This is a genomic window from Arenicella sp. 4NH20-0111, from assembly GCF_040366405.1.
Taxonomy (GTDB): Bacteria; Pseudomonadota; Gammaproteobacteria; order Arenicellales; family Arenicellaceae; genus Arenicella.
Genome location: NZ_BAABWF010000001.1, coordinates 849,631 through 875,242, shown reverse-complemented (window position 1 = coordinate 875,242; position 25,612 = coordinate 849,631). Strand labels below are relative to the sequence as shown.

Here is a 25,612-nt window from a genome sequence, read left to right as displayed (position 1 = left end):
ATGCGGCCATTAGACGCTTCAGAAATTTTTTCATTGCGACAAACGACATGGACATTCGATTATTAGACTATCAATCCACGACCGCAGCTGGTCAAAACATCCACCAGCTGCGAGTGGCCATTGACTCACAAGCCTCAGGCCTTCGCTTGAATGACCTAGATCGTTCTGACATCGACACGTGGATAGGTCGAGTTTCGGGAATCGAAGACATCGACCTAGGCCCCTGGCAGAGCCGCAACAATGCCTTGGCCGCATTAGGTTATCAACAAGGGTCTATTCAAGAAAACATCGATAAACTCGTGTCGCTGTACGGTGCGGCTCGATTAGGTGTGGTGATGGGATCAAGTACGTCCAGTATTGACCGCACAGAGTCAGCTTACCTAGAGTTAGAAGATGGCCAACTGTCGTCAGAATACCAACAGCCTCAGGTACACAATCCAAATGCTCCCAGTCTTTTTATGACTCACCTTTCTGGGATTCGCGGTCCGTCAATGACCATCAACACAGCGTGCTCTTCGAGCGCCAAAGTCTTTGCGACCGGCGCTCGATGGTTAGAAAGCGGCGTGGTAGATGCGGTCTTAGTGGGTGGCGTGGATACATTATGTTTGAGTGTTTTACACGGCTTTGACTCTCTACAATTAGTGGCTAAAAATCAATGCATGCCGCTGGATCAAAATAGAGATGGAATCAATTTAGGGGAAGCGTCGGGTTTTGCGATACTCGTTAAGCCAGACGAAAAACATCAAGACAGTGGCATAACCTTGCTCGGTTACGGAGAAAGCTCTGACGCTTACCACATGTCTCATCCGCACCCAGAAGGTCTGGGTGCTAGATTATCTATGCAACAGGCCTTAACAATGGCCAATCTTAATGCATCACAGATTGACTACATCAATTTGCACGGCACATCGAGCCGAGCTAATGACCTGATCGAAGGCAAACTAATTGAATCTATGTTTTCTTCCAACACTCAAGTTTCATCAACAAAAGCTTGGATGGGTCACACCTTAGGCGCGGCCGGAATAACCGAAGCCTTGATCGCCGTAGATGCGTTACAGCGTGGCGTAATTCCAGGCTCATTGAACCTAAATGAACTCGATCATGAACTCTCTCTGAGTGTTCAAAGCGCAAACATGTCTCGAAACATGAATTTTGTTATGTCCAACTCCTTTGGGTTTGGCGGCAACAATTGCACCCTTGCCTTTGGCAAATCAGGAGAAAAAACATGAAGACCATCGATTTCTCAATCTTGGGCGTCGGTGCCTGGGGTGCTAATTTTAGAAACTCAGCTGATTTACGCGCTCTATTAGAGGGTCAACTACTTGATGATGATGGTGCTAAAGGCCCTAAACCCGAAGTCATTCCCGCTAATGAAAGACGACGCGCGCCATTACCCGTCCGCTTAGCCGTAGAGTCGTCTTGGCAAGCCTGCCAAAATGCATCGATCGATCCCTCAACGTTAGGTAGCGTGTTTGTTTCTGGGTTGGGCGACACCCAGCTAACAGATTATATGTGCAAGGTTCTCGCCGGCGAAAACAAAGCACTGTCGCCGACTAAATTTCACAACTCTGTGCACAATGCGGCGGCAGGCTACTGGACTATCAGCACCAAGTGCATGCAAGCGGCTAATTCAATCGCTGGGTTTGAAGAATCGGTCTCACTCACGCTCCTTGAATCACTGGTTCAAGCAAACATTGAACAGCGACCAATACTCATGACCTTTTACGATGCGCCCGTCTCACCAGTATTGAAGCCTTTATTGAAAAATGACCATTCTTTCGCCGTATCGATGATTTTGTCTCCGATTAGCAGTGATTCACCTACCAATAACCGGTTTAGCGCTTCGTTAAAACAAGGAGCACATAACGGCTGGCCTAAACACAGTTGGCCGGAGCCTCTTAACACTTGCTATTCAACAAACCCTGTGGCGCGCATATTGCCGTTAACAGAGCTGGTTTTAACCAATAAAAACGCCGCCGTAACGATGCCTCTGAGTGAAGAAACCAGCTTGTTAATTGAATCCAACGCCATGAATGAGAATGAGTAACTCCAAAAAAGATGTCATCATTGCGGGGGGGGGATTGGCCGGCTTGTCATTGGCTCGCCAACTGAAAAACTCTCGACCTGAGCTCGACATTCTTGTGGTGGAACGTAACCAATTTCCTGTTCCTGAAAAGACCGCAAAAGTAGGGGAATCTACCGTAGAGATAGGATCCCGCTACCTGAAAAAAACGCTGGATATGGGAGACCATTTCACAAAACGACATTTACGCAAGCACGGCTTACGATGCTTCTTTGGTGAACCCCAGTCTGACTTTTCTCAACAAGACGAATTGGGGGTCAGCCAACTTTTCGGGATACCAACATACCAAATTGATCGTGGTGCCATTGAAAATCATCTAAAGGAATCAATAAGCCAGTCTGGCGTACAGGTTATCGACGGAGCGTCCATTGATGAGCTAAACATCAGCGAATCACAGAAGCGTATTTCCATAGACCACTCGGGCTCAAAGGAGTCATTCGAATCCAAATGGCTGATTGACGCGGCTGGCAGACAGTCTCTTATCAAGAATAAACTAAATCTTCATCAGGACTCTGCCCATAAAGGTAACGCCCTTTGGTTTCGAATCGACGCTCAAATTAAACTTGACGATTGGTCATCCAATCAACAGTGGCAAGATCGTACTACGGACAAGAATACGCGCTGGTTAAGCACCAACCACTTAATGGGGCCAGGGTATTGGGTCTGGGTGATACCGCTAGACAATGGCGCAACCAGCATAGGAATTGTGATGGATGATCAAGCTTTTGCCAGCGGTGACTTTACCACCGTGAACGGCGCAAAAGCTTGGTTAGCAAAGCATCAACCTCGATGTGCTGACGCAATAGCAGGCTCTAAAGTATTGGATTACGTGGTCATTAATGACTACTCTCACGGCTGCCAGCAAATGTTTAGCGATCAGGGCTGGGGAGTAAGTGGCGAATCAGGAGTCTTCGCTGATCCATTTTATTCACCAGGAAGCGACTTCATTGCATTCAACAACACATTTATCAATCGACTGATTTGTGATGATGCAAGCGGCGCGGATATTCGCTTTCAAAGCCGTCTATTTCAAAGTATCAATCAATCTTTTTTTGAAAATACATTGTCCATTTATACAGGACAGTACGGCGGATTCGGCGACCGCCGAATGATGTCCTTAAAGCTTGTGTGGGACTACTCATATTACTGGGGAGTATTAAGCCTTTTATTCTTCAGAGAAGCCATCACGGATGTCTCGCTAATGCGAGAATTGAGCAAACCTCTAATGCGTGCTCAGTCTGCAAATCAGCGCGTACAAGCCGCGTTTAGGGAACGTGCCAAGCGCAGAGTATTGCTGCCTGCGGCTGGCGTATTCATGGATCAATACTTGGTGCCCTGTCTGCGCCACTTTAATACTGTGCTTGAAGACGAATCACGTGATACAACGACATCGCTGCGCGAAAACGTGATGTTGTTAGACAGGATCGCTGATATCACGCTTGATCTGCTAAACGATTCAACGAGCAGCAAAATGTCCGATTCAGAGAAAGAACTGTTTGGCGACTATCGTCACATGGTGCTGGCTTAATCTATGAATATGCGCTTTCCAACTTTCCTATTCGTTATCATCGGTATCGCGACTTTCGTATACCCCTTTATCGTCTATTCAAGTATTCATCAAATTGGGCCAGCGACACTCAGCATCGTATTATTTTTGTTGTTATTGGCGCGCGTCGTATTACGCGGAGAGTTTGACAAGCCTGAACAATACGCGCAATTACTGCTCGTCGGTTCACTATGCCTACTGGCTGCTTGGCAAGACAGTGAGGCAATTTTACGATACTACCCAGTCGCGATGAGCCTTGGGTTTTCATTATTCTTTACAATATCTCTGTGGGCAGAGACCACCCTGATAGAACGCTTTGCTCAACTCTTTATTCGGGACGACATTGAGCAGCACCAACGTGACTACATGCGCGGTTTAACCAAACTTTGGGCGCTGCTACTCCTTTGCAACTCACTCATTGCAGCTTATACGGCCTGCTGCCTTTCGCTAGCACAATGGACGCTTTATAATGGAGCCATAGCCTATATGGTATTTGGTGTTTTTACACTCGGCGAGCTCATCAACCGCCATTTTTACAAGAAACGTTACGCGCTCCGGATACAATCTGAGTCAGGACCTGAAAAAGAAAAACAATAATACGTCCAGAATGTCATTCTGTTAGCGTCAATCTTCACATAAGACCAATGCCAAGTTCAGCAATCGCCGAGTTAACGTCCTATCTTTCTTCACGAGAGACGAGCCTAGAATGGCCCGCGCTCGCTGGTGAACCCTGCATAGCAGATCAACTAATTGAGCTACCTCTGAATATCCGTTCACAACTTACCTACTTCGAGGGCCACTTCCCTAGTCAGCCCGTGCTTCCAGGAGTGGTGCAAATCCATTGGGCGGCTGAGCTTTCCAAGTTAATCTTCAAATTAGATGGGTTCAGCACATTGCAAGGATTGAAATTCAATAGCATGATCCTTCCCGACACCATAGTCACATTGGCGTTGGCGTTCAATCAGGAAAAAAACCAAGTGAAGTTTACGTACTTTATGGATCAGCAACGGTTTTCTCTGGGAACGATTATTTTTTCGGGCATGACATCATGAATTGCTGCTTAGTGGTGCCTCACTACAACCATTTAACGGCATTCGAAGCCTTCCTCCCGAAACTGCTTGAAGTAAGGATGCCGTGCATTGTTGTCGATGACGGAAGCGATGAGACCATAAAATCTTCGTTAAGATCCTTGCTAGAAAAAAATGAAAATACGCACCTGATTGAACACCACTATAACCGTGGCAAGGGAGCCGCAATGTGGACTGGCGCACACGCTGCCCGTGCAAAAGGGTTCACGCACATGCTACAAATAGATGCGGACGGCCAGCACGACGTCCGTGATATTTCTAGGTTTATTGAACTGGCCAAGGAGCACCCACATGCGATTATCTCAGGTGCGCCTCAATTTGATGACAGCGCGCCCAAAGCTCGGGTTTACGGTCGTAAAATTACTGACTTTTGGGTGGCACTTGAAACCTGCACATTAAAAATCAAAGACAGCCTTTGTGGATTCAGAATTTACCCATTGACTGAATTTGAGGTGGTGTTTGACAAATACCACATTGGAAAACGCATGGATGTGGACACTGATATATTGGTTAAATCCGTATGGGAAGGGGTAGATGTAAAATTCGTAGAAACAAACGTGGTCTACCTCGAAAACAGTGTTTCTCACTTTCACTATTTGCGTGACAATCTCCGATTAATAAAATTGCACACACGATTGATGATCGGAATGGTAGTACGTTTACCTATGTGGTCATGGCGACGAATCAGACCACAATCTAAATCCTGAGCTCTGCTGTGCCACACCCTAATCCAGGTCAACGCAGTTTGAAAAAGACCAATAACCATCAAGCAACCGAGCTCAATGAAGAGCTGCAGGAAAAGCAACATTGGTCAGGAATAACGGAAGCAGGCACTCTTTTTGGCATGCAGTTTCTTCGCTTCGTCTACCAATATTTAGGGCGCTGGGTGGTCACGCTGTGTCTGATACCCACGGTGGCGTATTTTATGATCTTTCGCGGCCCCACTCGTAAGGCATCACAAGACTATTTGCGCACGCATTACCAATGCTACCCGCATTACTGGAACAAAACGCCGAGTCTTTTTGATAGCGCCAAGCATTTTTATGTGTTCGCTCAAACCGTTGTGGACAAACTACTATCTTGGTTCACCCACATCGACGCTGACGATTTCATTATTAAGCATCCAGACCGTATCGAGGCGCTTATGAATGACAATCGGGGACAACTAATCATTGGCTCTCACATGGGAAACTTAGAATACTGTCGCGGCTTTATGCACCGCTACAAAGACAAAACAATCAATATATTAGTGCATGATAAACATTCTCAGAATTACAACTCGATCATGCACCAGTTAAACCCTGATTCACGTTTAAACGTATTTCAAGTCGCTGATTTTGACGTTCCCACTATGCTTAAAATTAAAGCAAAGGTGGACGCTGGTGAATGGATTTTTATTGCTGGAGACCGGTCGCCGCTATCCGGTGTCGAGAGAACCGTTACGGTAAAATTCATGGGTAGATCGGCGCAGCTTCCCATCGGTCCGTATATGTTAGCCAGAGGCCTCGGTTGCCCAGTTAAATTAATGTTTTCATATTGCGACTATCTCTCAAAATCTGGTCTAGAGAGAAAGGTTCACTTTGAGGTTGTTGAATTCACTGACAAACTCACCTTCAGTCGAGGCGATAAACAAGCCCAGCTTCAGGCCTATGCTCAGAGATTCGCGAATTCATTGGAAGCTCAGTGCGCAAATGCGCCTTTGCAGTGGTTTAATTTTTATGATTTTTGGGCTGACTAACTATGAATGAACGGTTCGACCCCACGCTATTTACATTGCTGCCACATCGGCCACCTATGTTGCTGGTTAATCAGATCGTTCAACTTAATGAACAGCGTTCTGAAACCATCGTTATCATTGATGCCAAGTCTCCCTTCAGCTCTGACCTAGGCGTTCCTTCATGGATCGGTCTAGAATACATGGGGCAGACAGCGGCTCTGATCGCTGGATATCAAGAGCAAGCCGGCCTCTGCGAACCGCAGCTGGGTTTCTTAATGGGGTCACGCAAGTATACGTCATCGATTGAGCACTTTGCGAACGGCCAAAATTTACGCATTATTTGCGAACAAGGCACTCTGGTTGGCTCCAGTTTAGCTAACTTTAACTGTACGATTAAAAATGCAATAGGCGATAGCGACGACCTAGACGATGGTCAGACGATCGCAACTGCTACGCTCTCCGTTTTCAGAAGACCATTAAATGAAATGGCATAAGAACAATAGAACACACAAATATGAACACACAAATCAATGCTTCATCCAACGGTCCCCAACGTGTCGTTATCACCGGCGCTGGAAACATCTCGCCGCTGGGCGAAAGTTGGGATGAAGTACGAGAACAGTATCTTTCTCTGAAGAGCAGTATTCGCTATATGCATGAATGGGATCAATATCCCGACTTGAGAACACGCTTAGGCGCTCCTATTGAGGATTTTTCGCTACCATCTCATTACCGCGCCAAACAAAAACGCAGTATGGGCAGGGTTGCTCAAATGGCCGTTTTAGCAACTGAGCGAGCCCTAGAACAAGCTGGGCTATTGAATGACCCTTTAGTTACCAGTGGTGATATGGGAGTTAGCTATGGCTCAGCCACAGGCAGCAGTGCCGCAGGCATGGAGTTTTTTAAGCTCTTAGCAGGCCAATCAATTGAGGATGTAACAACCACAACCTACATTCGCATGATGAGCCATACAGCCGCAGTCAACATCGGTGTGTATTTTGGCACTCAAGGAAGAATGTACACCACATCTAGTGCTTGTACTGCAGGCAGTCAGGGCGTAGGTTACGCTTATGAGGCAATCAGGGCCGGTCAACAAGTGGCCATGATTGCCGGTGGTGCAGAAGAATTATGCGTAACCCAAGCCGCCGTTTTCGATACAATTTTTGCGGCAAGTCTTAAAAACGACGCCCCTGAAACGGCGCCCAGCCCGTTCGATCAAAATCGGGATGGTTTGGTTCTAGGCGAAGGTGCTACCACGCTGATTTTGGAGTCTTATGAGCACGCAAAGTCTCGCGGTGCTACCATCCTCGCCGAAGTGATTGGGTATGGCACCAATACCGATGGCGGGCATATAGTTCGACCACGACAGGCAACGATGCAACGCGTTATGGAGCTGGCCATGAAGGATTCTGGCGTCTCTACTGATGAAATTGGTTATGTGTCAGCCCATGCAACAGCGACGGAGCACGGCGACATCTTTGAGAGTCATGCCACGTTCGATGTGGTTGGAAAAAAACCGATCAATTCACTGAAAAGTTACACAGGCCATGGCTTGGGAGCCTGTGGCGCATTTGAATTATGGTCAGCCATTAATATGATGGATGAAGGTTGGTTTGCTCCAACCCTTAATCTAAACAATGTCGATGAGCGTTGTGCCGATCTTGACTACATCACAAAAGAACCGAGGGAAATTAACACCGATGTCTTTATGACCAACAACTTTGCATTTGGTGGCATCAATACATCACTTATTGTTCGAAGCGCCAGAACGGTTTAGCGACCTAGATCAAGGCCTATTGCCCTGATTCACGTTGGCACTCTAGGTTTTTGTGAGTCAGTGCGACCGCCAAACGCTCGTTGCGATCATTCCAGCGCTGCCCAAAGCACTTACGCATAAAACCCTCGACCAATCTCGTAAAGAAAATGTTCTTAATCAAACTCAACCGGCCCTTCAATTTAGTAGGGAACGCTCGTAGTGTCATCGAAAAACCGATATCTTGGTATATCACGTAATGCCAGTATCCCGAGGGAATGTACAGTGCATCCCCATGCTGAAGATCAGCCCATTGGGCGTCAATATGTTGCAGCGCGGGATATTTATCAAAGTCAGGGTTTTCAAAGTTCACATTCGCCAACGCACTGAACGAATAGGGAACCCGGTACATGTACTTTGATTGTTCTGGCGGTACCAACAGCACTCTCTTAGGCCCGCCAAAATGACACAATACCAAATCGGCCAAATCAATATCATAGTGCATCTGCACACGAGCACCTCGCCCGCCAACAAACAAGACGGGCAATCTCTTGAAAAACTTAAGTCCCAGCTTCGGGTACTTAATATCGTTCAACAAAGTTGGGACATTTTCTAAGAGGTTATAGAAAAACATTCGCAGGTCATTTTCACCTGCTTTCAACATCGACAAGTAGTCGCTCAGCTTGATGGTTTGTTCGGCCGCATGCTGATGTTGCTTATCACGCGCCGGTTTACTGCTGTAAACTGGTACGATGTTTTCTCCAGCCACGGCGTCAAGATAATCAACGCTCCACTTAGTACGCGCAGGCCATCCTTCCATCATTTTAGTAAGAATCACCGGCGTCGCTGTTTCTTTATATTTAGCAACAAATTCCTTCTCACTTAATGCACCACAACGCTCCACAGTGGTGTTCCGAATCGCAGCGGCCTGAGTCATGAATGTAAAGATTTTCTAAATTTGATTCCACGTTAGTTAGCGCTAGTTTAACTCAATTTTCCTTTATTCAACACTCAGGTTCGGGTCGACGATAGAAACCAAACTATAGCCATCGCTTAAAACACACAGGCCATGCATTAATATTTATCACTTAATAGCCACATTCTCATCAGCTACCATGAAGATATTCCTCGCACTACTGATCATCGCTAGCACCACTGCATGCACTACCTTCCAGCCTTCAGCGCTGGATTATGGCTCCGTTGAGCTAGACACCAAGCGCACGCCGCTTAATTATGGCGTCTACACTCCACCAAACTGGGATGCCAGCGAAAGACTCCCCGTAATTTTGTTTCTCCACGGTGGCGGGGGCTCGCATCTTAGCTTTGAACGCTATAGGGGCCACCTTGAGTTAGACCGACTCATTACGGCCGGGGAAATTGGTCGCGCTGTTGTCGTGTTCCCGAACGGAGACAATGGTTTCTGGGAAAATTGGGCTGATGGTAGCCGGCACTATCGAGATTGGGTGATCGACACGCTGTTACCGCAAGTGCAACGGCAATATAGAACATTGGAATGTCCGACACATTGTCATTTGGTTGGCATATCCATGGGGGGATTCGGCGCGCTACGTTTCGCGCATTTTAAGCCAGATACGTTTGAGAGCGTCAGCGCAATAAGCGCGCCCATTTTCACAAAGCCAAACGAGCGCCCCTCTCTTTTATTACGCATTCTAATTCCGTTTAAAAGAATTTTCGGTGACGTTGGGTCGACTAACGTGAAAAACACAAACCCCTATTATTCTTGGGTGGAGAATCGCCTAGATAAAAAAATGCGTTTACAGCTGATTTGGGGTGATGACGACCACACTGGAATTCGAGAAGCGAACGAAAACTTCTCTAAACGATTGGAGAAACATAAGATCGATTTTTCTAGTTTGGTCTACCAAGGCGGGCATAAGTGGAAGTATTGGGTGCCGACCATAAAAGAAGTCATGAGCTTTTCCCTACAAAATTCGAATCCAATTGAAACCCAACCATGACTCCCATCATGATCAAAAATTGGCTGAAACTGTTTTGGCGGTGAGCGTCTGTAAACTATACTTGCGTTCTAACTTTAAAAATAAGGACGTGTGAATGGTTCCTCTACAAACTCTCGCCTCAAAGGCTGTTACGTACTCTAAACGCGGTATCTTTCTCGCTGGGTTAGCATTATACAGTGCCGTTGGTTCCGCTACCCAGGAAGACCTAGATGCAGACATCAATCACTATGTTGAAATTTTTAGCGGCTCTAATTTTCAACAACAACGTCGTGCTCTAGAGTCGTTAAGTTGGTCGGGGCTATCCACACCAGAAATTTTTCAAAAAATTGAATCTCGTCTACAGTCGTTAAGTGATGCTAAGAGTAAGCCCGAAGTACAAGAGGCTTCGTGGTTCGCTAAAGCGTTAGGGTATTCCGGCTCTGAGCAGTACAAAGAAACCTTAGTTAGCATCTCCAAAGAAGCTAAATCTAAAAAAGTCCGCAAGTACGCCGACCAAAGCATCATAAACCTAGAACAATACAAAACTTGGAATCCGATCATCTCTGACGGCCTGATTCAAGCTCCAAGCGGAAGACTTCAACAAACAAGAGTGGCCAACATGCTGGCGGCCTCGGACCCTTGGTTGGTAAGGTTGGGAGCCAAACGTGTGTATCATGGTCATAAAAACGACGCACCCTTGATCGCCAAAGCCGCAGCAAGACTTGAATCTGAGTACCCTCAAGCGAAGAAAAGCAATGAGGCCCAAATTGACGCCATCGCCTGGTTAATCAAAGTGTTGGCTGAATCAGGCGAGAAACAATACCAACCTCTGCTTAATGAGGTTGCAAAGCAATCCAAAGTCAAAAAAGTTAAAAAGTACGCCAAGAAATACGCTGGCTACCTAGACTAAGGTTTGACACTCAACCACATAAAGGCATCAACACAATGAAAAAGCTAATCATTATGATCGGATGCGTGTTGTTAACATGCATGCCCAACGTCCACGCCCGCAATGACTTTAAAGAATTTTCGATTGAGTCTGCATTTAACCTGGACGCCTACAAAAACAAACTTGGTGATGACATCAAGTTTTACTTCGGGAAAAAACATCGTGGCCGGGTAGTAAAAACCCATGGCACTTGGCCAACGCAAAAGAAAACGAACGCCTTCAATAAAACCGATGAGTACGCTTGCCAATGGGCCTTGCTCTCGGCTCTTCTTTCATTGAAAAAACGGGCGAAGTCCGAAGGAGGAAATGCCGTTATCAACATTAAGACTAATAACGACCACAATGAGCGCTCAAGTTCGGAAACGTTTCAATGTGAAGTTGGTAACATCATCGCCAGCGTCGCGCTCGTTGGCACTGTGGTGACATTAGACTAAAAAGGAAGGCCACCACATCTATGCGCATTGATAACGTAATGAGAGTTACGTAAACAGCTTTTAGTCCCCTTCGTTTTAATGCCGTCAGGTAGGTTGTATGGCCTTTGCCAAGCATTGCTATGAGCGACCATGGTTAGATACGGATTGACGCCCACCAACGGTGGGCTCAGCGTATTCGTGTAGCGGATGGCCCAACTGACGGCGTCTCCAGACCACGTAAAGGGCAAATACCCAATCGCTCATCATTAAAAAGAAAGGGTACATCAATGTTTCCCAAGTAGGATCAGGTACGGCGAATAGCATTAAAAAATATCGCAAGCCGGCAAAACCATAAGAGATCGGTGGTTCGGTTTCTGGCTTATCATACGACTTACGGATTGTGGGCCAGTAGGTCAGTAAATCAATCCCAATAATGACAAGCAACGCCAAAATAGCATGGTGAGTGGTATGCCATATTGGTATGGCTAAAGCGCAGGCAAACAAGGCTACGAAATCACTTTTTTTGTAGTCTCGTTCGCCAATGAAAAATGCCAACAAGGCAATCAGCAAACAGGTGATGGACACAAAGGCTAAAGCCCAAACCGACGGACCACCATTCAAACTAGACTGCACGAAAGTGCCAATACCAGTGACGGTACCCCACAACAGCCATGAAAATGCATGTGGCTTAGTTTTGCCTTGATAAATTGTATGGAAGTAGGTGCCGTATCGCACGCTGGCAACAAGTACGGCAGCAATCGCAAAGGAGAAATGTTGGTCAAGCATGAACAGTGTGCCGATAAATAAACCAGCGTTTGGCTTTTCAGTGATTAATAACACCCAATGGCTCTCTCCAGAGCCATTGGGTGAGGAAAATACAAAGAAAAAATCTAATTCTCTACAACTGTTCCGTTTTAAGCATGTTGAACAATTGCCGGGTGGTAACCAAGTGACTGGTAAAAATGTTCTCGTTAGTGAAAACCCCAAGCTCCATATCAGGAACAACACCTATTCCTTCCCAGAGCTTACCGTCATTATCTAAGTACGTCATATTCGATAGACCAACTTCCCAACCATTTGACAACGTTTTATCCAATATGTCTGATAACGCGCCGCGAGTGGTCGTGCCAACATGAATGACGTTTGGCAATGCTTTCATGGCCATGGTAAAAGTTTCCGCCGCGCTGACAGTGTGGTCACTGGTGTAAATAATCACTTTACCAAGATACGGTGTTTTACTCGGCTTGGAAAAATACTCTTGGGGCGCCTCGGTGGAGCCAAGTGTACTATGAGAATACAGTTTGACTCTCTTATCTGTGAAGTAATTCGCAATCGCTCTGCCGATTTCGTCGCTACCTCCGCTGTTGGTGGTTAAGTCGATCACGATGCTTGATTTACGGCCAAGCTCACGGAGGATCGTATCCATGGATTTGCTCACAACGTCGATCTCTTTTGACAATGAGCCGTCTTCAATAAAGCCGTACATATTGCGAATCTTGATGTAACCAATATCGTCAACACTGCCCCAAATGATTTGATTATTGGCACTGTAGTTTATTTCGCCGTTTAACAGATCCTCAACATTGGACAATGTTCTCTTGTACCACTCCATTCCAAACTCGCTTCGAGTTTCGATCTTTGATTGTTGGTTAAAGGCCTTGTCTAACGTTGGCTTTAAAATTCTAGAGTCGCCATATCCGATCCGCTGCGGCTCGCCATCTAACGTTGCGTTAATATAAAGATGTCCGTCATTCAAACCTTCCATCATTTCGGAAAAGATTTCGAACAGTTTTCGATCGCTTGTCTTAGCAGTCACCTTTGATTTGGCTTGCTCAACACGTTCTTGCCAATTTACTCCGCGCAAATCAAAAAAGGCGTAATGTTCTTTCATCATGATGGCAAATTCGTCGACGACCATCGGTGGGCTACTCTCAACTGTTCGATTGCATCGACTTGGTAACTGATCCAATCGATTAAAGTAGTAGAGTTTAGAATTGGCCGATTGACCTAAACCAATTTTGGTATTTGAAAACGCTTCAAAATGGGTAAGCAACTCAGAAATATCGTTAGAACTAACTTCCTGTTTTACACAGTATTTTGAATCGATATCGTACAACGTGAACTTTCCTTCAACGATGTTGACGATATAGCCATAACCGGATGACTGCCATGTGCCCCAATATGGCTGCTCAACAGACAGTCTTTGTTTTTCGTCGCATCCAGAGAACAATGTAATAAATAGCGACAATAAGAAAAAGTTTTTAAGCATAATACGCACCAAGTTGATTAATATGAGTGCAGAGTAGGGTGATTCGGGGGGGTGAATCGTCCGATCCTGTTGGATCGATCTTTTTAGGAGGCTTTTTTGGATTTTGATGCGGTCATTGTCGGTATTTTCTATGCGGTTCTGGGCGTTAACCTTTTTTTAGTGGTCTGGGCATTGGCAGAGCAAGGCGAAACACCGCATAAATATTTGCTTGTTTTGTACTTGAGCAACCTTATTTCGGTGCTCGACGATATCTACGACTTGTCGGAATGGTGGCGGCTCGCCCCTCAGCTCTACAACGCGTACATCCCCGCTTGTTTTTTGACGGCACCGGCCATTTACTTGTACATCCGTAGCTTGGTCTCGACGAGTAAACACCGCCATTTCGAGCCTCTATCAAAACACTGGTTGGGTTTCGCTTTGTCTACCGCGCTGTGCGCACCTTACTTTTTGCTTGATGCCGACGTAAAGCTCGAACGCTTATTGACTCCAGCAGGCGCTCTCGAGCATTTAGGTATCGTGACTCTAGGTCCATTTATTTGCTTGTTATTAGTAGTGCCGTTTAGCTTGATTTACTTGTTCGCCAGCTTACGAGAAATCTCGAGTAATAATATTCGTATCAAAGCGTTTTTCTCTGACATCGAAGATAAAACGCTGTCTTGGGTTCGTTGGTCAATTATCATTTTCAGTCTGGTTTTGATTTTCAGTACCCTCCAATTGTTTATGCCCGACAGCATTACGGATAGCAAAACTTGGAGGACAATTTACTCGTTGTTCGGTTACAGTTGGTTGCTGACTATTGGCGTGATGGCTATCAGGCAAAAGTCGATTGAAATCGACCAGCGCTTAAACGTTGAACTGGATGCAGTCGGCCCAGACATCCAAAATCACACTAACGATAGCCTAGCCAAGTCACAGATAAAATATAAGAACGCGCAGCTCTCTGACGGTGAAACGCAAGCTATCGCCGGCAAGTTGGTAACCGCAATGAAGGATAAACAGCTCTTTAGAACGCCAGGACTGACTTTGCGAGACCTCACTGATGAACTCGACATCAGTCAAAACAAAGCATCTCAGGTACTGAATAGTCATTTGGATATCGGCTTTTACGACTTTGTAAATTCATGGCGTGTAGCGCAAGCGAAATTATTGATTGTCGAAGAGCCTAAATCACTTATCGACATTGCTTATGAAGTAGGGTTCAACTCAAAGTCTACGTTTAACGCCGCGTTTAAAAAACACGCAGGTCAAACTCCAAGCCAATTCAAAAAATCAAACCAAAGGTAATATCAAGAAGTAGGGGATATCAAGCGCTGCTCTAACGAAATCAGCAACCCCAGTTTGCCTGCGTAAACTCTCTCTGGCCTTAACGCCGCTAAGTATTTACGAGGGCATTACCATTAAGCCAATCCACATTGTTGATCCACACTCCCGAATTTCTGAATTAGTTCAATATGATCAAGATCATTTTTGGTAAGAACACTTGAGATCTGATTAGCTTGCAAACAGGTCTTGTCCTTTATTAAGTGTTCAGTCGAGTAGTGTAATATTGAATGATTTAAATCTGACCGGGTTCCAACACCAGAGACAAGCTTTGATAATACTCTGCTTACTATCGGTTCAGCATACCGACTCACAGACCAAAATGAAGACTGATCTCGAATATGGTCTCTCATTTGCCCCATGCTCAACATACGCCCGTCGTAAAAATAGGCGATCAACCTTGACCAAGCATCATGCCAGTCTCGCATTTGAGAAAAGTAACTAGCGCATGCTTTATTGAGTTCCTGCTGATTTTTCAACTTATTATTGAATACCAATTGATCCAAAATTACGGCGGACTCAAGTGCCATGAACACACCTGGCGACAACATTGGATCAACAAATCCTAGGCTGTCGCCCAACAACACCCAACCCCGCCCATGAGCTTGATCAGACATAAGTTGATAGTTGCCATAGGTCATCACATCACTGACTCGTTGGCGCTCAATTCCGGCCCTTCTCAATACGTCGTTATGCTCTATCGCCGCATCCAGTCGTCGATCGGCCGTCGCCCCATAGTACTTAGCTGCTTCGCTATTGAAGACCACCCCGACCGACGTTACGTCTTTAAGTGGAATTTGCCAAGACCATCCGCATCGCAACGCAGTCAGTACTACTTGGCCATCAAGCTCTGAGTCAGCGCTGAAATTTTTAAAATGCGCAAAGTGAGCGATATCATTGCGCGGACCTCGACGCGAAGAGATATTCAGCAGCTTGCTAAAGAGCCTGGTTCTCCCAGTTGCGTCTATGAGTAAGTCTGGTTCACTGGACCGATTGAGTCCAGCGGCCAACAAGGATTGAGCTGAAAGTTTGAGTGTTTCCTCATCGGCCACCACCACCTTATCGAGACGCGCTCTTGCATCTACAAACTGCACACCAAGTTCTTTAGCTCGAGATTTTAATACTTGGTCAAACTGCGGTCTGGGAATGTTGTAAGAGTAATTAGGGAATGTCCTACCAAATTGTTGGAACGCAAAATCAACCCGATTACCATTTCCATGTCGCAGTGCCGCACCACGCTTAATCCGTGATATTTCAGCGATCCGTTCTTCTATACCCAGCCTGCGTAATATTGGGATAACGGCTGGCACGAGTGACTCACCGACCATGAGTGAAGGTGATTTATCATTATCAAAAACCACGCAATCTATGCCTCGCATTTTCAAAAAGCAAGCCAATGCACATCCTGAGGGCCCGGCACCTATTATTGCTACACTATTGATCATGGAACAATTCAGATATTAAGCAGACAAACCGCGCATCACTAGCACATACCGCCATTCACACTGATAACCTGTCTCGTGACGTATCCAGCTGAATCAGACATCAAAAATGCCACAGCAGCGGCAATATCTTCAGGTTTTCCAAATTTACCCATGGGAATCATTTTCTTCGCTTCGTCAGCATGAATTCCTTCAGTCATGTCCGTTTCTATTACACCCGGAGCAACACAATTAACGGTGATTTTCCGTTTGGCTAACTCTACGGCAAGCGCCTTAGTTGCCCCAATAATGCCGGCCTTGGCTGCACTGTAATTAACTTGTCCACGATTACCTATCAGCCCCGAAACCGAAGACAAGGTCACAATGCGTCCACCTTTTCGCAACCGAATCATGGGCATGGTTAGGGGGTGCAAAACATTATAGAATCCATCTAAATTAGTGTGAATGACATCACTCCATTGTTCGTCGGTGATGGCGGGAAACGCCGCATCTTTAGCAATTCCGGCGTTGCACACAACCCCATAAAAAGCACCATTCTCAGCTATCTCACTTTCCAAAGCCTGTTTTGTAGCTTCTCGATCGCCCACATCAAACTGCAATAATGAACTGCTCACGCCTTGCGACAATATGACTTGCCGAACGGTTTCAGCAGCACTCTCATTTTGATGATAATGCACCGTGATATCAAAACCCTGTTTTGATAATTCAATTGCCGTCGCCGCTCCGATGCCACGACTGGCTCCGGTAACCAGCACTCGTCTACTTTCCATACTCTATCACTTTATTTTTATCCAACACTGTCTGCTGTGAATACACAAAAGCACCCACCAAATTGAAACTGTTACCCACTAATAGCGCGGTTCCAAAACTCGCTACAACGGGTATATTGCTGAGACTCAATAGCCCAAACGACAAAAGACTCGTAAGGGCGGATAACAAAATCGCCTGTAGTGTCTTAGCTTGATGCTGCCCCATTTCTCTCACAAAAATAGTGTAATCCATACCAAAGCCCAAGACCAAAAATAAAGCCATGATATGAAACAAGTTCAATTGAAAAGAGAACACCATTGCGCAAAGAATGAGCATGGCCGAGGACACCAACGGTACACAAACCATAAACGCCGCTTTAAACGTCTTAAACCTCAAAATCAATAACACCGAAACCAAGATATAAGCCAATAGCAACAAGCTAGTGGCTGATTGACGCTGCTCAGCAAGTGCAGTCCGAGTCTTACTCAGCGTGTTCACGTACTCCGCCCCATCAACCCCAGCCAGGGCGAAGGACAAACGGTTGGCATCCAGTCCTTTTTTTATCAAAACGAATCCCACGAACGCCGATTTGCTGGTAAACCACATTGGCGGTAACGATTCACCTAACACCTTTTGTATCACCGAAGGTGTTAAAGATAAGCCATTGGCATCATGGTATTGCTGACTGATCGATTCAACGACGTCCGCGTCAAGCTGAATCTCTTTAGCAAGTGAGTGTATCGCACCATCTCGCCCATACAGCTTCTCTTGCGACACGTACGCCAATCGTTGCTGTGCGCTACTGGGCACCAAACTCAATACGCTGCTCAACGAAGTTGATGGTATATCAGTGTGGGTAACAATGGCGCGCTGCACTTCACCAAATCGTGCCTGAACCTCATCTATCGAATCACCAAGCAAGAGCACGTACTGTCCCGGTTCATAATCGCTCGCTACCTCAGCAACCTTTTTCTCACTCTCTATTAGCGCTGCTGGAGCGGTAAAGAAAACTCTGGGGTCATCACTGAATATCTTAAATGCAAATCCCGTGGATACCGCCGCAACCCCGATGATTACAACCGCATAGCCGCTGACCCGTTGCGTCAAAGGTGTCACAACGCTGAGCATTCCTTTAACAGCGGCTTCAAGAAAAGCAGGCTTCGATTGGATGCCTTTGCGAACAACCATAGGACCAACGCAAACCACGCAAAGCCACGCCATCATTAGACCACAGCAAGAAAAGAATGCCACTTTCTTGAGTGCCTCAAGACCCGAAAAACTCAATGCGGCGTAACCAATCAAAGACGTACACAAACTTAAAAGCAACGCTCGGAACAGGGCGTTATGTTCGTTCGAATCACCTGAGCTGTTGTCGGCAGCGCAATGGTAAAAAAAGTGCAAGGAATAGTCGATCACAATGCCAATCAAGCTCGCGCCAAACACAATCGTTAACACATGAACATTGCCATACATCGCGTGGGTAGCGACAAACGCAAACCCAACTCCGATCAGTACCGACAGGACTGGCAATAACAATGCACTTACGCTCCTAAAGACAAACAACAGTAAAAGAACAACGCCGGCGGTCGAGATACCACTGATTAAACTGATGTCCTGCTTAGATTCTTGAGCCGCGTGTGCGGCAAAGAAAAAGACACCTGATTTATCTACTGTCACGTCATGATCACGCAAGACCGCTTGAATATGGGCGTCAAGCTCTTGGCTCAATGTGCTCTGCTCTTTCATGCTCATTGCATCACCGATCACCTGCAGACTAAGTGTCTGGTGCGTCAAATCACCTTGCGCGGCATTGTCGGCTGATGACTGTAAAGTCTGCAATAAATCGATTAAGCTGGAACTGTGCACCCCAAACGGGTCCTGATTAAACGGATAAACCCTAACTGAGGACATCGAATGGATAGATCTCGCGGCACCATTCGTTATTGTCTCAATTGAGCTTTGCTCGAGTGTCTCTTGCTGTTGCTCGCTGAGCAAACTAAACCGGTATGGTTCCAACTCAGCAAACAAGCGTTCAATCATTTCATCTTGATTGGGTAGAATACGCACCGACCTACTCTCGTCTAACAATCCGGACAACTGGTCAAGGGCATCAAAAACGACATCTTCATCGGTTCCTGTCACGAGCAGCAACATGCGTTTTTCAATATTGCGCCGAAGGGAGTCTATTGCATCACGCGCATGTTCGCTCTTCACAATATCTGGCGCCACATCAGCCAACCCTGTGTCGATAACAAACCGTCCTTGAATAGACGCCGAATATCCAATGGTAATCAGCAGAAGGCAAGTAAACACCGCCACGTAAAAATGAGCGAGTTCAGACAACTTGAACAAAGACATAATAAACGTAGCTAACTGACTTTAAGAGAACTGAAAAACAAAGCGCATGCTTTCTCTGGAACCCTAACTTCAACGCATGATTCCAATGAACTTGGTTCTAACAGTGGCGTTCTAACAGCCTCGATGACTGTCTTTTCTAGGTTTCTATCGATGATGACAATTCTAATACCCGATTGACCCACACCAAATTGCTTATCAGTGAGCTTAGAAAAGCTAATCTTCTTTATCGCTCGTTTGAGCTGGCGCTTTTTAGGCACTAACGTAGCACTACCGTCTTCATTTTTCTCGGCAGTAAACGAGGAAGCTATCCCTGTTTGATCGGAGCTCATTAAATTCATAATAAGTTCAGTAAGAAAGCGACTCTGCCGACTCTTCAGCCGCTCCACTAAGCCGTCAACAAGCCGATACGCAATCGCTTTACTAGTCGTCGTTTCAGACTTTAGCACTAAGGTTTCAAGCTCCGGAGTGTTCGTACTCCATATAACACCTCGATCGCAAGAGTAAATAAACTGCCCTGCAGACTCGGCCAGCGTAGATAACCCACTTAAGCTCTTTTGCTGCGTGAAGCTGCCTATAAAGTAACAGTCTTTGTTGTCTAAAACATCAGGTGGCTCTTGGTCTGACAATGGCCTAGAGTGAGTTATTGGGCTTAGAAATAGACCCAGAGCAGCAACCAATGCAATTTTTCTACCAACTTGAGCGAGTCCATCGCTGCGGGATGGATTTAACCTAGCAGTCTGCACAATCTTCACGTCAACCAGGCCTCAACAGCATCGATCAACTGCCGAGGACTTTGAAACTGGGTAACTTCTTCAGGCATCTTTACCGCAACTTGACTGCTTTGCGCCTTGGTCAAAATCTCATCAGTTAATGCGTCCTGAATTCGATACTGAATAACTAACTTATTTTCCCATTGCTTGGGCATGCAAACGACCTTAACTTGCTGTTTGAACTTGATTGGTTTCACGTACTTTACTTGCAAGTCAATGACGGGGAAAAAATAGCCCGCCTCTTCCATTTTTTCGTAAGGAAAGCCGATTTCTTCTAACAATTGACAACGAGCGACTTCAAAGTATTTAGGGTAGTGTCCGTGCCAAACTATTCGATAGGCATCCACATCGTAAAATGGGATCTCTAGGTCATATTGAACAAAACGCATAGAACGTAAAACGCCGTTAGGTTTCGGAACTGAATTGGTGCACGATATCAGCCACGTCGCCTAAGGTTTTTGCATCGATAAACTTATCTGCGTCTATCTCTTGAGGGACGAATTTTTTCAATTCAATCAGCAAATCGATAGTATCGATACTGTCGATATCGAGGTCGTCATGAAGCAACGCTTCTGGAACGAGTTTCTCCTCCTCTATTTCAAATAAATCAATCAATACGCCGTTAATATGATCAACTACTTCTTGCTTACTATGAGCCATAACTCTTCAACTGGACAATTTTAATGTGTTATTTGAGTGAACTATATCACCCTATTTAAGCTAATTCGTTTGCGAACCAACCACTTTCTTTACGTGCATCAAGTAATAGTCTCGTAGCCACTCAGTCAACCGGCGATATTGCCGGGTTCTGGGCTGCGTAATATCAATGCAATCCTCAATTTTTAGTACAGGCTTAAACTGCATCACGATTCTAGATTTAACCTCAGGCAAGTACCACCAACTGTCACCTTTACAAAGTGCTCTTGGCATACAACACAAAACAATGGGTAAAATAGGCGCGCCGCTCATAATCGCGATGTTGGCGGCACCTCGTTTAAAATCCAGCTGTAAATCGTACTGATTGCGTGTACCCTCAGGAAAAATAAGAATATTTTCGCCAGCATGGAGCTTTCGAGACGCCTTTTCCACAATGTGTGGATCATCGTTAGCAAGATAGCCTGCTAACCTAACGGGCACACGCGTAAAAGGGTTTACACACAACTGGCTCTTTACAACACAACATAAGTTTTCAGCGAAAGCCAAAGCAAAAATAGCATCGATCAACATGGTGTGGTTTGAAATAACCATATGACCACGTAATCCCTCAATTCTCGTGCCTTCAACGGTGTAGTTCATCAAGCCGATGAATTGCATTATATTGACATACAGTCTGCACAACCATTGAATAGCATCCCTGACCTTTCGTTGCTTCGCAGCACTGTCTATGGGGGTCAGTGCCAATGCAAAGATATACAAACCCGGCAAACAGGCGCCGATTGCAAACAGCAAGTAGCACAAATAGGCCGCGGCAAGACGCCAGTAGTGATTGAAAGATAAGATTTTCATGTGAGATGTGTGCGACTAATTAATCCGCAACGCAAAAACACTCTATCTCAACCAGTAAATCAGACCGACAAATGTCAGCGTGTAGATAAATCGCTTTTGTATTGGGATACAATTGAGAAACGATCCGTTCGCACTCGCGCACATCTGAACGATTTCGTAAATACACACGCAAAGTGCGTATTTGTTCTCGTTCAAAACCCGTCTCTTTTAACAAATACAGAATATTATCGTTTGTGGTGTATAGCTGTAGCTTAAGATCACCTCGATGAACTGAGCTGTGCCCTAATATGCTGGCCGTTCCAGAAATAAAACACATCCGACTTTCGGTTAAGTCCACGGTTGTAGCACGCGCGAATGAGGGGCTGCTGGGGCCGTATTGCCTTGGATACTTAAACGCGTCTACTTGCCTAGGGTTAGCATGATGATCAGCGGGCGCAGATGCAGTCAATGCTGTGACAGTAAGACCTTTGCCATAGTGACCTACCGCAGAGGCGGCCGGAAATTGCAAATCGTGAAAATCACACTCGGAGAACGCCTGCAACCGCCCAGTGCAAAATCGTTTATAGTTTTCTGAATCTCCTGCGCCATGGTTAATGTTGGGCACATAATTCCAAAAACGCACGAGCTCAGGATGAGGAGACTGACGGATAAACTCCAACAAAGACTGATACGCTTTATAGGCGGCTTCTTCTATGTTTCCATCGGAGGCAAGTTCATCGCTGTAGCCAGCAATTTGCAGACTGTTTGAACGCCGCCAGATACAGTCATCTGTCACTCCAGACTCAACTCGTTCATTCTCCACTTGCCAGACTTCATGAGCACCCAATAGCGAATCCTCGCCAAGCAACTGAACACGTATTGATTGAGTTACGTCCGAGACAGCGTCACTCAGAGAACATGGACCATCTAACCTCATAACAGCGAACGTATTGTCTTCTGCCAACGCTTCCTTTGGGCAGCCTGATGAAATAAAATTTTGAAGCATGCAATTACGCCACGTTCCGAGCACTGCTCGGAACTTTGTCTGTGTTGGGAGGCATTTTTAAGGCGTTGCTACAAACTGATATCGCCATCGACAATATAATGGACATTAGCCCACAAAGTATCGATCCCCCTAGTTTATGTTCTGGATTAACCCTGATTTTAGATCAGGTGATTATCTTTTCTAGCAGAATAGTTTAAACTTTCGGCCTTTAAAAATAAAGAAATTAGCCCCTAAGGAGAATCCTTTGTCTGCTCAAACTCCCGCCGAGGCGGCATTAGCCGAATTGTTGGTCGAGGTATTAAATCTCGAAGATGTCGAACCCAATGAAATCGAACCCGAAGAATTGCTGTTTGGCGATGGATTAGGTCTCGATTCGATTGACGCACTTGAAATTGCTTTAGCAATCGCCCAAGAACATGGCGTTGAAATTAAAGCTGAAGATGAAGGCACCAAAGAAGCATTTGCTACTTTGCGCAGCCTAAACGCATTTGTTGAAAGCAATAAGTAAACCATGACCAGTACCCCCCCAAAAGGCCACCGCCACTGATCGATGGCGGTGCTAGAAAAAGGGGCGTTCAAGTATGAGCGTTCGGTTTGTTATCATTTAATTTGAGGCATTTTAAACGATGAGTTCCAGCATCAATGCTCATTCTCTCATGCTGCAAAGGCCTCCACTGGAACCCATAGCGCGCCTGACCCAACCACTGACCGGGTTAACGCTTAGCGGCGACTATCAAGATATTTTTCAAGACGAGTTTATCAATCATGTAAACCGCCTTGCTGCGCTACTACCAGACTCTCAGCACGTAATAAATTTGTGTGATAACCGGTATTTATTTCTAGTCAGTTTATGCGCGGTTATCGTTCGTAAGCAGACCAATTTATTACCACCTAATAAAAACGTTTCAACCCAGATTCAGCTCGGGAAACGCTATGAAAACAGCCTCATTTTACACGATGGCAGCACGGATATAGCGTTAGACCAACCCAACTTTGATGTATCTGTAATCAATTGGTCGCTCGATAAAACTAAAGCCAAGCTGCCTCTTATAAGTAACAATCATAAAGCCGTTATTAGCTTTACTTCGGGCTCAACGGGGCAGTCTAAGCCCAACATCAAACTGTGGCGCACACTCACCTCTAGCTCAAAGATCAACGCCCAATACATGCTGATCAACGCGTCAGTGTGTCATTCTCATGTTGCAACGGTTCCGGGGCAGCATATGTGGGGGTTTGAGACTTCCGTATTGCTCGCCATGTTCGCCAATGTTTGCTTAGTGGATGCCCGGCCATTCTTCGCGCACGACATTCGAAGCACGCTGGATAAATTACCCGCACCGTGCACCCTAATATCAGCTCCTCTGCATCTAAAGACCTTCATCAACACGCCAATGATCGACGAACAAAAGACGATCACGACCCCTTTAGCAAGCGTATTGTGTGCAACGTCACCACTTGATCAACCTCTCGCCTCCAGAGTCGAAAATCGCTTGAAAACTACTTTAATGGAAGTGTTTGGGTGCAGTGAAGTCGGCTCGATGGCTATCCGTAAGACCGCCAAGCAATTAGATTGGACAACATTTAGCGGATTGAATTTTTCTAAGATTGGCACAAAAACCAGCGTTTCAGCCGATCATCTACTCGACACGGTCGAACTCGAAGACCATCTTCACTTTACGGAAAAAGGAAAATTTAGGCTGGCGGGTCGAAGCAGCGACCAAATAAAGATTGCAGGAAAACGGGGATCGCTTGCCGAAGTCAATGCGGTACTCAATACCTTTGAAGGCTTGGTCGACGGAACCGTTTTTTTCCCGCCCCAAAACAGGAATGTGCCCAGACTGGTGGCCTTAGTTGAGCTGAAGGAGTCTTACAGTAAAAAGGGGCTTAGAGAACATATGGCCTTACACCTAGATGCTGCTTTCGTACCAAGACCTATTCTCGTCATCGACCACTTACCCAGAGAAGAAAATGGAAAACTTTCAAAGGCGAAGGTCTTGGAACTCTATAACGAGCGGACCTCATCCTAATGGTACAAATCTAACTTCTAAAGGCAGACCAATTCAAACTTAGGATCAATGTTGCCTAAACAATACAACGAACCCAAATGAAACACCGATAAACCGTTCTCTACCGACAATTCAAAATCAAACACTCCATCATCCTCCAGCAGATCTTTGTTCTGTACCTCGGAAGCGAAAACAGACGTCTGACGTTGTTTGCAAAACGCTTCTTTGCGGACCCAGCATTGAGTGAAAAACCTATTTCTCAGCTCAATAGGCTCAATGCTAATTCCATGATCAACTTCCTCAGAACAACAAAATAGACGAGCTTTATTCGCAGTCCAGCCGCCTCGGATGGTTTCAATATCCACCCCAATTTCAAGTTCGCTGAACGCGACAACGACGTGATGTTTAGTATGACTGATACTGATTTTCACTGGGGTTTCATCGATGCTCAGCGTGGGCCCTAACTCATCGCGTTCGCGAAGCTCAAACGACTCCTTCGATCGGGTACGTGCGTAATGTAGGACCAAGCTACGACCCACAACATACTGGGATTTTCGAGATGGTTTCATCGCCTGCGCACGCAACTTCTGTTGCTCAGGCAGAGAGTCAAACAATCGGGCTAACGTTTCTGCCGTCACTGGCAATTGACTATGGAGGACAATGGGTACGTTAGATCGCATTAACTGTCTCTTTGACCTT

27 protein-coding genes are annotated in these 25,612 nt (G+C 45.8%); 15 read left to right on the top strand and 12 right to left on the bottom strand.

The window, feature by feature from the left end; all coding sequences use genetic code 11:
* Window positions 1-47 precede the first annotated feature (47 nt).
* Genes ABWW54_RS03805 through ABWW54_RS03765 form a run of 9 tightly spaced genes read left to right on the top strand, consistent with a single transcriptional unit; the run spans window position 48 to window position 8,211 of the window.
* A complete protein-coding gene (locus tag ABWW54_RS03805; protein WP_353410274.1) occupies window positions 48-1,229 on the top strand; it encodes a beta-ketoacyl-ACP synthase in 1,182 nt (393 codons plus the stop codon).
* Entirely contained in the window at window positions 1,226-2,047 is an 822-nt protein-coding gene (locus ABWW54_RS03800; protein ID WP_353410272.1) for a beta-ketoacyl synthase chain length factor, read from the top strand. The genes ABWW54_RS03805 and ABWW54_RS03800 overlap by 4 nt, the downstream gene beginning before the upstream one ends.
* Window positions 2,040-3,611 (top strand): NAD(P)/FAD-dependent oxidoreductase, encoded by a 1,572-nt coding sequence (locus ABWW54_RS03795; RefSeq protein WP_353410270.1) that lies wholly within the window; start codon window positions 2,040-2,042, stop codon window positions 3,609-3,611. Before ABWW54_RS03800 ends, ABWW54_RS03795 begins: the two co-directional genes overlap by 8 nt.
* 3 nt (window positions 3,612-3,614) lie before the next feature.
* Window positions 3,615-4,226: a COG4648 family protein gene (locus ABWW54_RS03790; protein ID WP_353410268.1), complete on the top strand. Its 612-nt coding sequence runs from the start codon at window positions 3,615-3,617 to the stop codon at window positions 4,224-4,226.
* A 47-nt stretch (window positions 4,227-4,273) separates the two neighbouring features.
* Window positions 4,274-4,681: an ApeI family dehydratase gene (locus ABWW54_RS03785; RefSeq protein ID WP_353410266.1), complete on the top strand. Its 408-nt coding sequence runs from the start codon at window positions 4,274-4,276 to the stop codon at window positions 4,679-4,681.
* Window positions 4,678-5,424, top strand: coding sequence for a glycosyltransferase family 2 protein (locus ABWW54_RS03780; RefSeq protein ID WP_353410264.1), 747 nt, complete (start codon window positions 4,678-4,680; stop codon window positions 5,422-5,424). Before ABWW54_RS03785 ends, ABWW54_RS03780 begins: the two co-directional genes overlap by 4 nt.
* An 8-nt stretch (window positions 5,425-5,432) precedes the next feature.
* Window positions 5,433-6,455 carry a lysophospholipid acyltransferase family protein gene (locus tag ABWW54_RS03775; protein WP_353410262.1) on the top strand — a complete coding sequence of 341 codons (1,023 nt, stop codon included), beginning with the start codon at window positions 5,433-5,435 and terminating at the stop codon, window positions 6,453-6,455.
* Between the two features lie 2 nt (window positions 6,456-6,457).
* On the top strand, window positions 6,458-6,928 hold the full coding sequence (locus ABWW54_RS03770; RefSeq protein ID WP_353410260.1) for a hotdog family protein: 471 nt from the start codon (window positions 6,458-6,460) through the stop codon (window positions 6,926-6,928).
* Window positions 6,929-6,948: 20 nt separating this feature from the next.
* Window positions 6,949-8,211, top strand: a complete 1,263-nt coding sequence (locus ABWW54_RS03765; protein WP_353410258.1) for a beta-ketoacyl-ACP synthase — start codon at window positions 6,949-6,951, stop codon at window positions 8,209-8,211.
* A 16-nt stretch (window positions 8,212-8,227) separates the two neighbouring features.
* On the opposite strand, the gene ABWW54_RS03760 is transcribed toward ABWW54_RS03765, so the two are convergent.
* Window positions 8,228-9,124, bottom strand: a complete 897-nt coding sequence (locus tag ABWW54_RS03760; protein WP_353410256.1) for a cupin-like domain-containing protein — start codon at window positions 9,122-9,124, stop codon at window positions 8,228-8,230.
* 178 nt (window positions 9,125-9,302) lie between these two features.
* Between ABWW54_RS03760 and ABWW54_RS03755 the strand changes: the two genes are divergently transcribed.
* From ABWW54_RS03755 to ABWW54_RS03745, 3 genes are all read left to right on the top strand, one after another.
* On the top strand, window positions 9,303-10,166 hold the full coding sequence (locus tag ABWW54_RS03755; RefSeq protein WP_353410254.1) for an alpha/beta hydrolase: 864 nt from the start codon (window positions 9,303-9,305) through the stop codon (window positions 10,164-10,166).
* 94 nt (window positions 10,167-10,260) lie between these two features.
* Complete coding sequence (locus ABWW54_RS03750) at window positions 10,261-11,055, top strand: hypothetical protein (protein WP_353410252.1); 795 nt, start codon at window positions 10,261-10,263, stop codon at window positions 11,053-11,055.
* Window positions 11,056-11,090: 35 nt separating this feature from the next.
* Window positions 11,091-11,528 carry an excinuclease gene (locus ABWW54_RS03745; protein ID WP_353410250.1) on the top strand — a complete coding sequence of 146 codons (438 nt, stop codon included), beginning with the start codon at window positions 11,091-11,093 and terminating at the stop codon, window positions 11,526-11,528.
* Between the two features lie 117 nt (window positions 11,529-11,645).
* Here ABWW54_RS03745 and ABWW54_RS03740 read toward each other — a convergent pair whose 3' ends face one another.
* Window positions 11,646-12,347: a hypothetical protein gene (locus ABWW54_RS03740; protein WP_353410248.1), complete on the bottom strand. Its 702-nt coding sequence runs from the start codon at window positions 12,345-12,347 to the stop codon at window positions 11,646-11,648.
* Between the two features lie 58 nt (window positions 12,348-12,405).
* On the bottom strand, window positions 12,406-13,776 hold the full coding sequence (locus ABWW54_RS03735; RefSeq protein ID WP_353410246.1) for a S41 family peptidase: 1,371 nt from the start codon (window positions 13,774-13,776) through the stop codon (window positions 12,406-12,408).
* A gap of 96 nt (window positions 13,777-13,872) precedes the next feature.
* On the opposite strand from ABWW54_RS03735, the gene ABWW54_RS03730 reads away from it, so the two are divergent.
* Window positions 13,873-15,060, top strand: coding sequence for an AraC family transcriptional regulator (locus tag ABWW54_RS03730; protein ID WP_353410244.1), 1,188 nt, complete (start codon window positions 13,873-13,875; stop codon window positions 15,058-15,060).
* Window positions 15,061-15,173: 113 nt separating this feature from the next.
* Here ABWW54_RS03730 and ABWW54_RS03725 read toward each other — a convergent pair whose 3' ends face one another.
* From ABWW54_RS03725 to ABWW54_RS03690, 8 genes are read right to left on the bottom strand one after another with little or no spacing between them, the layout of a single operon-like run.
* Window positions 15,174-16,541 carry an NAD(P)/FAD-dependent oxidoreductase gene (locus ABWW54_RS03725; RefSeq protein ID WP_353410242.1) on the bottom strand — a complete coding sequence of 456 codons (1,368 nt, stop codon included), beginning with the start codon at window positions 16,539-16,541 and terminating at the stop codon, window positions 15,174-15,176.
* A 38-nt stretch (window positions 16,542-16,579) separates the two neighbouring features.
* Window positions 16,580-17,308, bottom strand: coding sequence for a 3-ketoacyl-ACP reductase FabG2 (locus ABWW54_RS03720; protein WP_353410240.1), 729 nt, complete (start codon window positions 17,306-17,308; stop codon window positions 16,580-16,582).
* Window positions 17,298-19,646 carry an MMPL family transporter gene (locus ABWW54_RS03715; protein ID WP_353410238.1) on the bottom strand — a complete coding sequence of 783 codons (2,349 nt, stop codon included), beginning with the start codon at window positions 19,644-19,646 and terminating at the stop codon, window positions 17,298-17,300. The genes ABWW54_RS03720 and ABWW54_RS03715 overlap by 11 nt, the downstream gene beginning before the upstream one ends.
* Before the next feature lie 11 nt (window positions 19,647-19,657).
* On the bottom strand, window positions 19,658-20,398 hold the full coding sequence (locus ABWW54_RS03710) for a LolA-like protein (protein WP_353410236.1): 741 nt from the start codon (window positions 20,396-20,398) through the stop codon (window positions 19,658-19,660).
* On the bottom strand, window positions 20,395-20,805 hold the full coding sequence (locus ABWW54_RS03705; protein WP_353410234.1) for an acyl-CoA thioesterase: 411 nt from the start codon (window positions 20,803-20,805) through the stop codon (window positions 20,395-20,397). Before ABWW54_RS03705 ends, ABWW54_RS03710 begins: the two co-directional genes overlap by 4 nt.
* 16 nt (window positions 20,806-20,821) lie before the next feature.
* On the bottom strand, window positions 20,822-21,076 hold the full coding sequence (locus ABWW54_RS03700) for an acyl carrier protein (RefSeq protein WP_353410232.1): 255 nt from the start codon (window positions 21,074-21,076) through the stop codon (window positions 20,822-20,824).
* 60 nt (window positions 21,077-21,136) lie between these two features.
* The gene (locus ABWW54_RS03695) at window positions 21,137-21,922 is read right to left on the bottom strand and encodes a lysophospholipid acyltransferase family protein (RefSeq protein WP_353410230.1); all 786 of its coding nucleotides are present in this window, start codon (window positions 21,920-21,922) and stop codon (window positions 21,137-21,139) included.
* 19 nt (window positions 21,923-21,941) lie between these two features.
* Window positions 21,942-22,907 (bottom strand): chorismate transformation FkbO/Hyg5 family protein, encoded by a 966-nt coding sequence (locus ABWW54_RS03690; protein WP_353410228.1) that lies wholly within the window; start codon window positions 22,905-22,907, stop codon window positions 21,942-21,944.
* A gap of 244 nt (window positions 22,908-23,151) precedes the next feature.
* On the opposite strand from ABWW54_RS03690, the gene ABWW54_RS03685 reads away from it, so the two are divergent.
* Window positions 23,152-23,415 carry a phosphopantetheine-binding protein gene (locus ABWW54_RS03685; RefSeq protein ID WP_353410226.1) on the top strand — a complete coding sequence of 88 codons (264 nt, stop codon included), beginning with the start codon at window positions 23,152-23,154 and terminating at the stop codon, window positions 23,413-23,415.
* Between the two features lie 118 nt (window positions 23,416-23,533).
* Window positions 23,534-24,934 (top strand): AMP-binding protein, encoded by a 1,401-nt coding sequence (locus ABWW54_RS03680; protein ID WP_353410224.1) that lies wholly within the window; start codon window positions 23,534-23,536, stop codon window positions 24,932-24,934.
* A 17-nt stretch (window positions 24,935-24,951) separates the two neighbouring features.
* Here the strand turns inward: ABWW54_RS03680 and ABWW54_RS03675 are convergent, their stop codons facing one another.
* Window positions 24,952-25,593, bottom strand: a complete 642-nt coding sequence (locus tag ABWW54_RS03675) for a 4'-phosphopantetheinyl transferase family protein (protein WP_353410222.1) — start codon at window positions 25,591-25,593, stop codon at window positions 24,952-24,954.
* Window positions 25,594-25,612 lie beyond the last annotated feature (19 nt).

Excerpts from the sequence above, each read along its gene's own strand:
- ABWW54_RS03805 (WP_353410274.1), top strand. The coding sequence starts at position 48 with ATGGACATTCGATTATTAGACTATCAATCCACGACCGCAGCTGGTCAA.
- ABWW54_RS03800 (WP_353410272.1), top strand. The coding sequence starts at position 1,226 with ATGAAGACCATCGATTTCTCAATCTTGGGCGTCGGTGCCTGGGGTGCT.
- ABWW54_RS03795 (WP_353410270.1), top strand. The coding sequence starts at position 2,040 with ATGAGTAACTCCAAAAAAGATGTCATCATTGCGGGGGGGGGATTGGCC.
- ABWW54_RS03790 (WP_353410268.1), top strand. The coding sequence starts at position 3,615 with ATGAATATGCGCTTTCCAACTTTCCTATTCGTTATCATCGGTATCGCG.
- ABWW54_RS03785 (WP_353410266.1), top strand. The coding sequence starts at position 4,274 with ATGCCAAGTTCAGCAATCGCCGAGTTAACGTCCTATCTTTCTTCACGA.
- ABWW54_RS03780 (WP_353410264.1), top strand. The coding sequence starts at position 4,678 with ATGAATTGCTGCTTAGTGGTGCCTCACTACAACCATTTAACGGCATTC.
- ABWW54_RS03770 (WP_353410260.1), top strand. The coding sequence starts at position 6,458 with ATGAATGAACGGTTCGACCCCACGCTATTTACATTGCTGCCACATCGG.
- ABWW54_RS03765 (WP_353410258.1), top strand. The coding sequence starts at position 6,949 with ATGAACACACAAATCAATGCTTCATCCAACGGTCCCCAACGTGTCGTT.
- ABWW54_RS03760 (WP_353410256.1), bottom strand. The coding sequence starts at position 9,124 with ATGACTCAGGCCGCTGCGATTCGGAACACCACTGTGGAGCGTTGTGGT.
- ABWW54_RS03755 (WP_353410254.1), top strand. The coding sequence starts at position 9,303 with ATGAAGATATTCCTCGCACTACTGATCATCGCTAGCACCACTGCATGC.
- ABWW54_RS03750 (WP_353410252.1), top strand. The coding sequence starts at position 10,261 with ATGGTTCCTCTACAAACTCTCGCCTCAAAGGCTGTTACGTACTCTAAA.
- ABWW54_RS03745 (WP_353410250.1), top strand. The coding sequence starts at position 11,091 with ATGAAAAAGCTAATCATTATGATCGGATGCGTGTTGTTAACATGCATG.
- ABWW54_RS03735 (WP_353410246.1), bottom strand. The coding sequence starts at position 13,776 with ATGCTTAAAAACTTTTTCTTATTGTCGCTATTTATTACATTGTTCTCT.
- ABWW54_RS03725 (WP_353410242.1), bottom strand. The coding sequence starts at position 16,541 with ATGATCAATAGTGTAGCAATAATAGGTGCCGGGCCCTCAGGATGTGCA.
- ABWW54_RS03720 (WP_353410240.1), bottom strand. The coding sequence starts at position 17,308 with ATGGAAAGTAGACGAGTGCTGGTTACCGGAGCCAGTCGTGGCATCGGA.
- ABWW54_RS03715 (WP_353410238.1), bottom strand. The coding sequence starts at position 19,646 with ATGTCTTTGTTCAAGTTGTCTGAACTCGCTCATTTTTACGTGGCGGTG.
- ABWW54_RS03705 (WP_353410234.1), bottom strand. The coding sequence starts at position 20,805 with ATGCGTTTTGTTCAATATGACCTAGAGATCCCATTTTACGATGTGGAT.
- ABWW54_RS03700 (WP_353410232.1), bottom strand. The coding sequence starts at position 21,076 with ATGGCTCATAGTAAGCAAGAAGTAGTTGATCATATTAACGGCGTATTG.
- ABWW54_RS03695 (WP_353410230.1), bottom strand. The coding sequence starts at position 21,922 with ATGAAAATCTTATCTTTCAATCACTACTGGCGTCTTGCCGCGGCCTAT.
- ABWW54_RS03690 (WP_353410228.1), bottom strand. The coding sequence starts at position 22,907 with ATGCTTCAAAATTTTATTTCATCAGGCTGCCCAAAGGAAGCGTTGGCA.
- ABWW54_RS03680 (WP_353410224.1), top strand. The coding sequence starts at position 23,534 with ATGAGTTCCAGCATCAATGCTCATTCTCTCATGCTGCAAAGGCCTCCA.
- ABWW54_RS03675 (WP_353410222.1), bottom strand. The coding sequence starts at position 25,593 with ATGCGATCTAACGTACCCATTGTCCTCCATAGTCAATTGCCAGTGACG.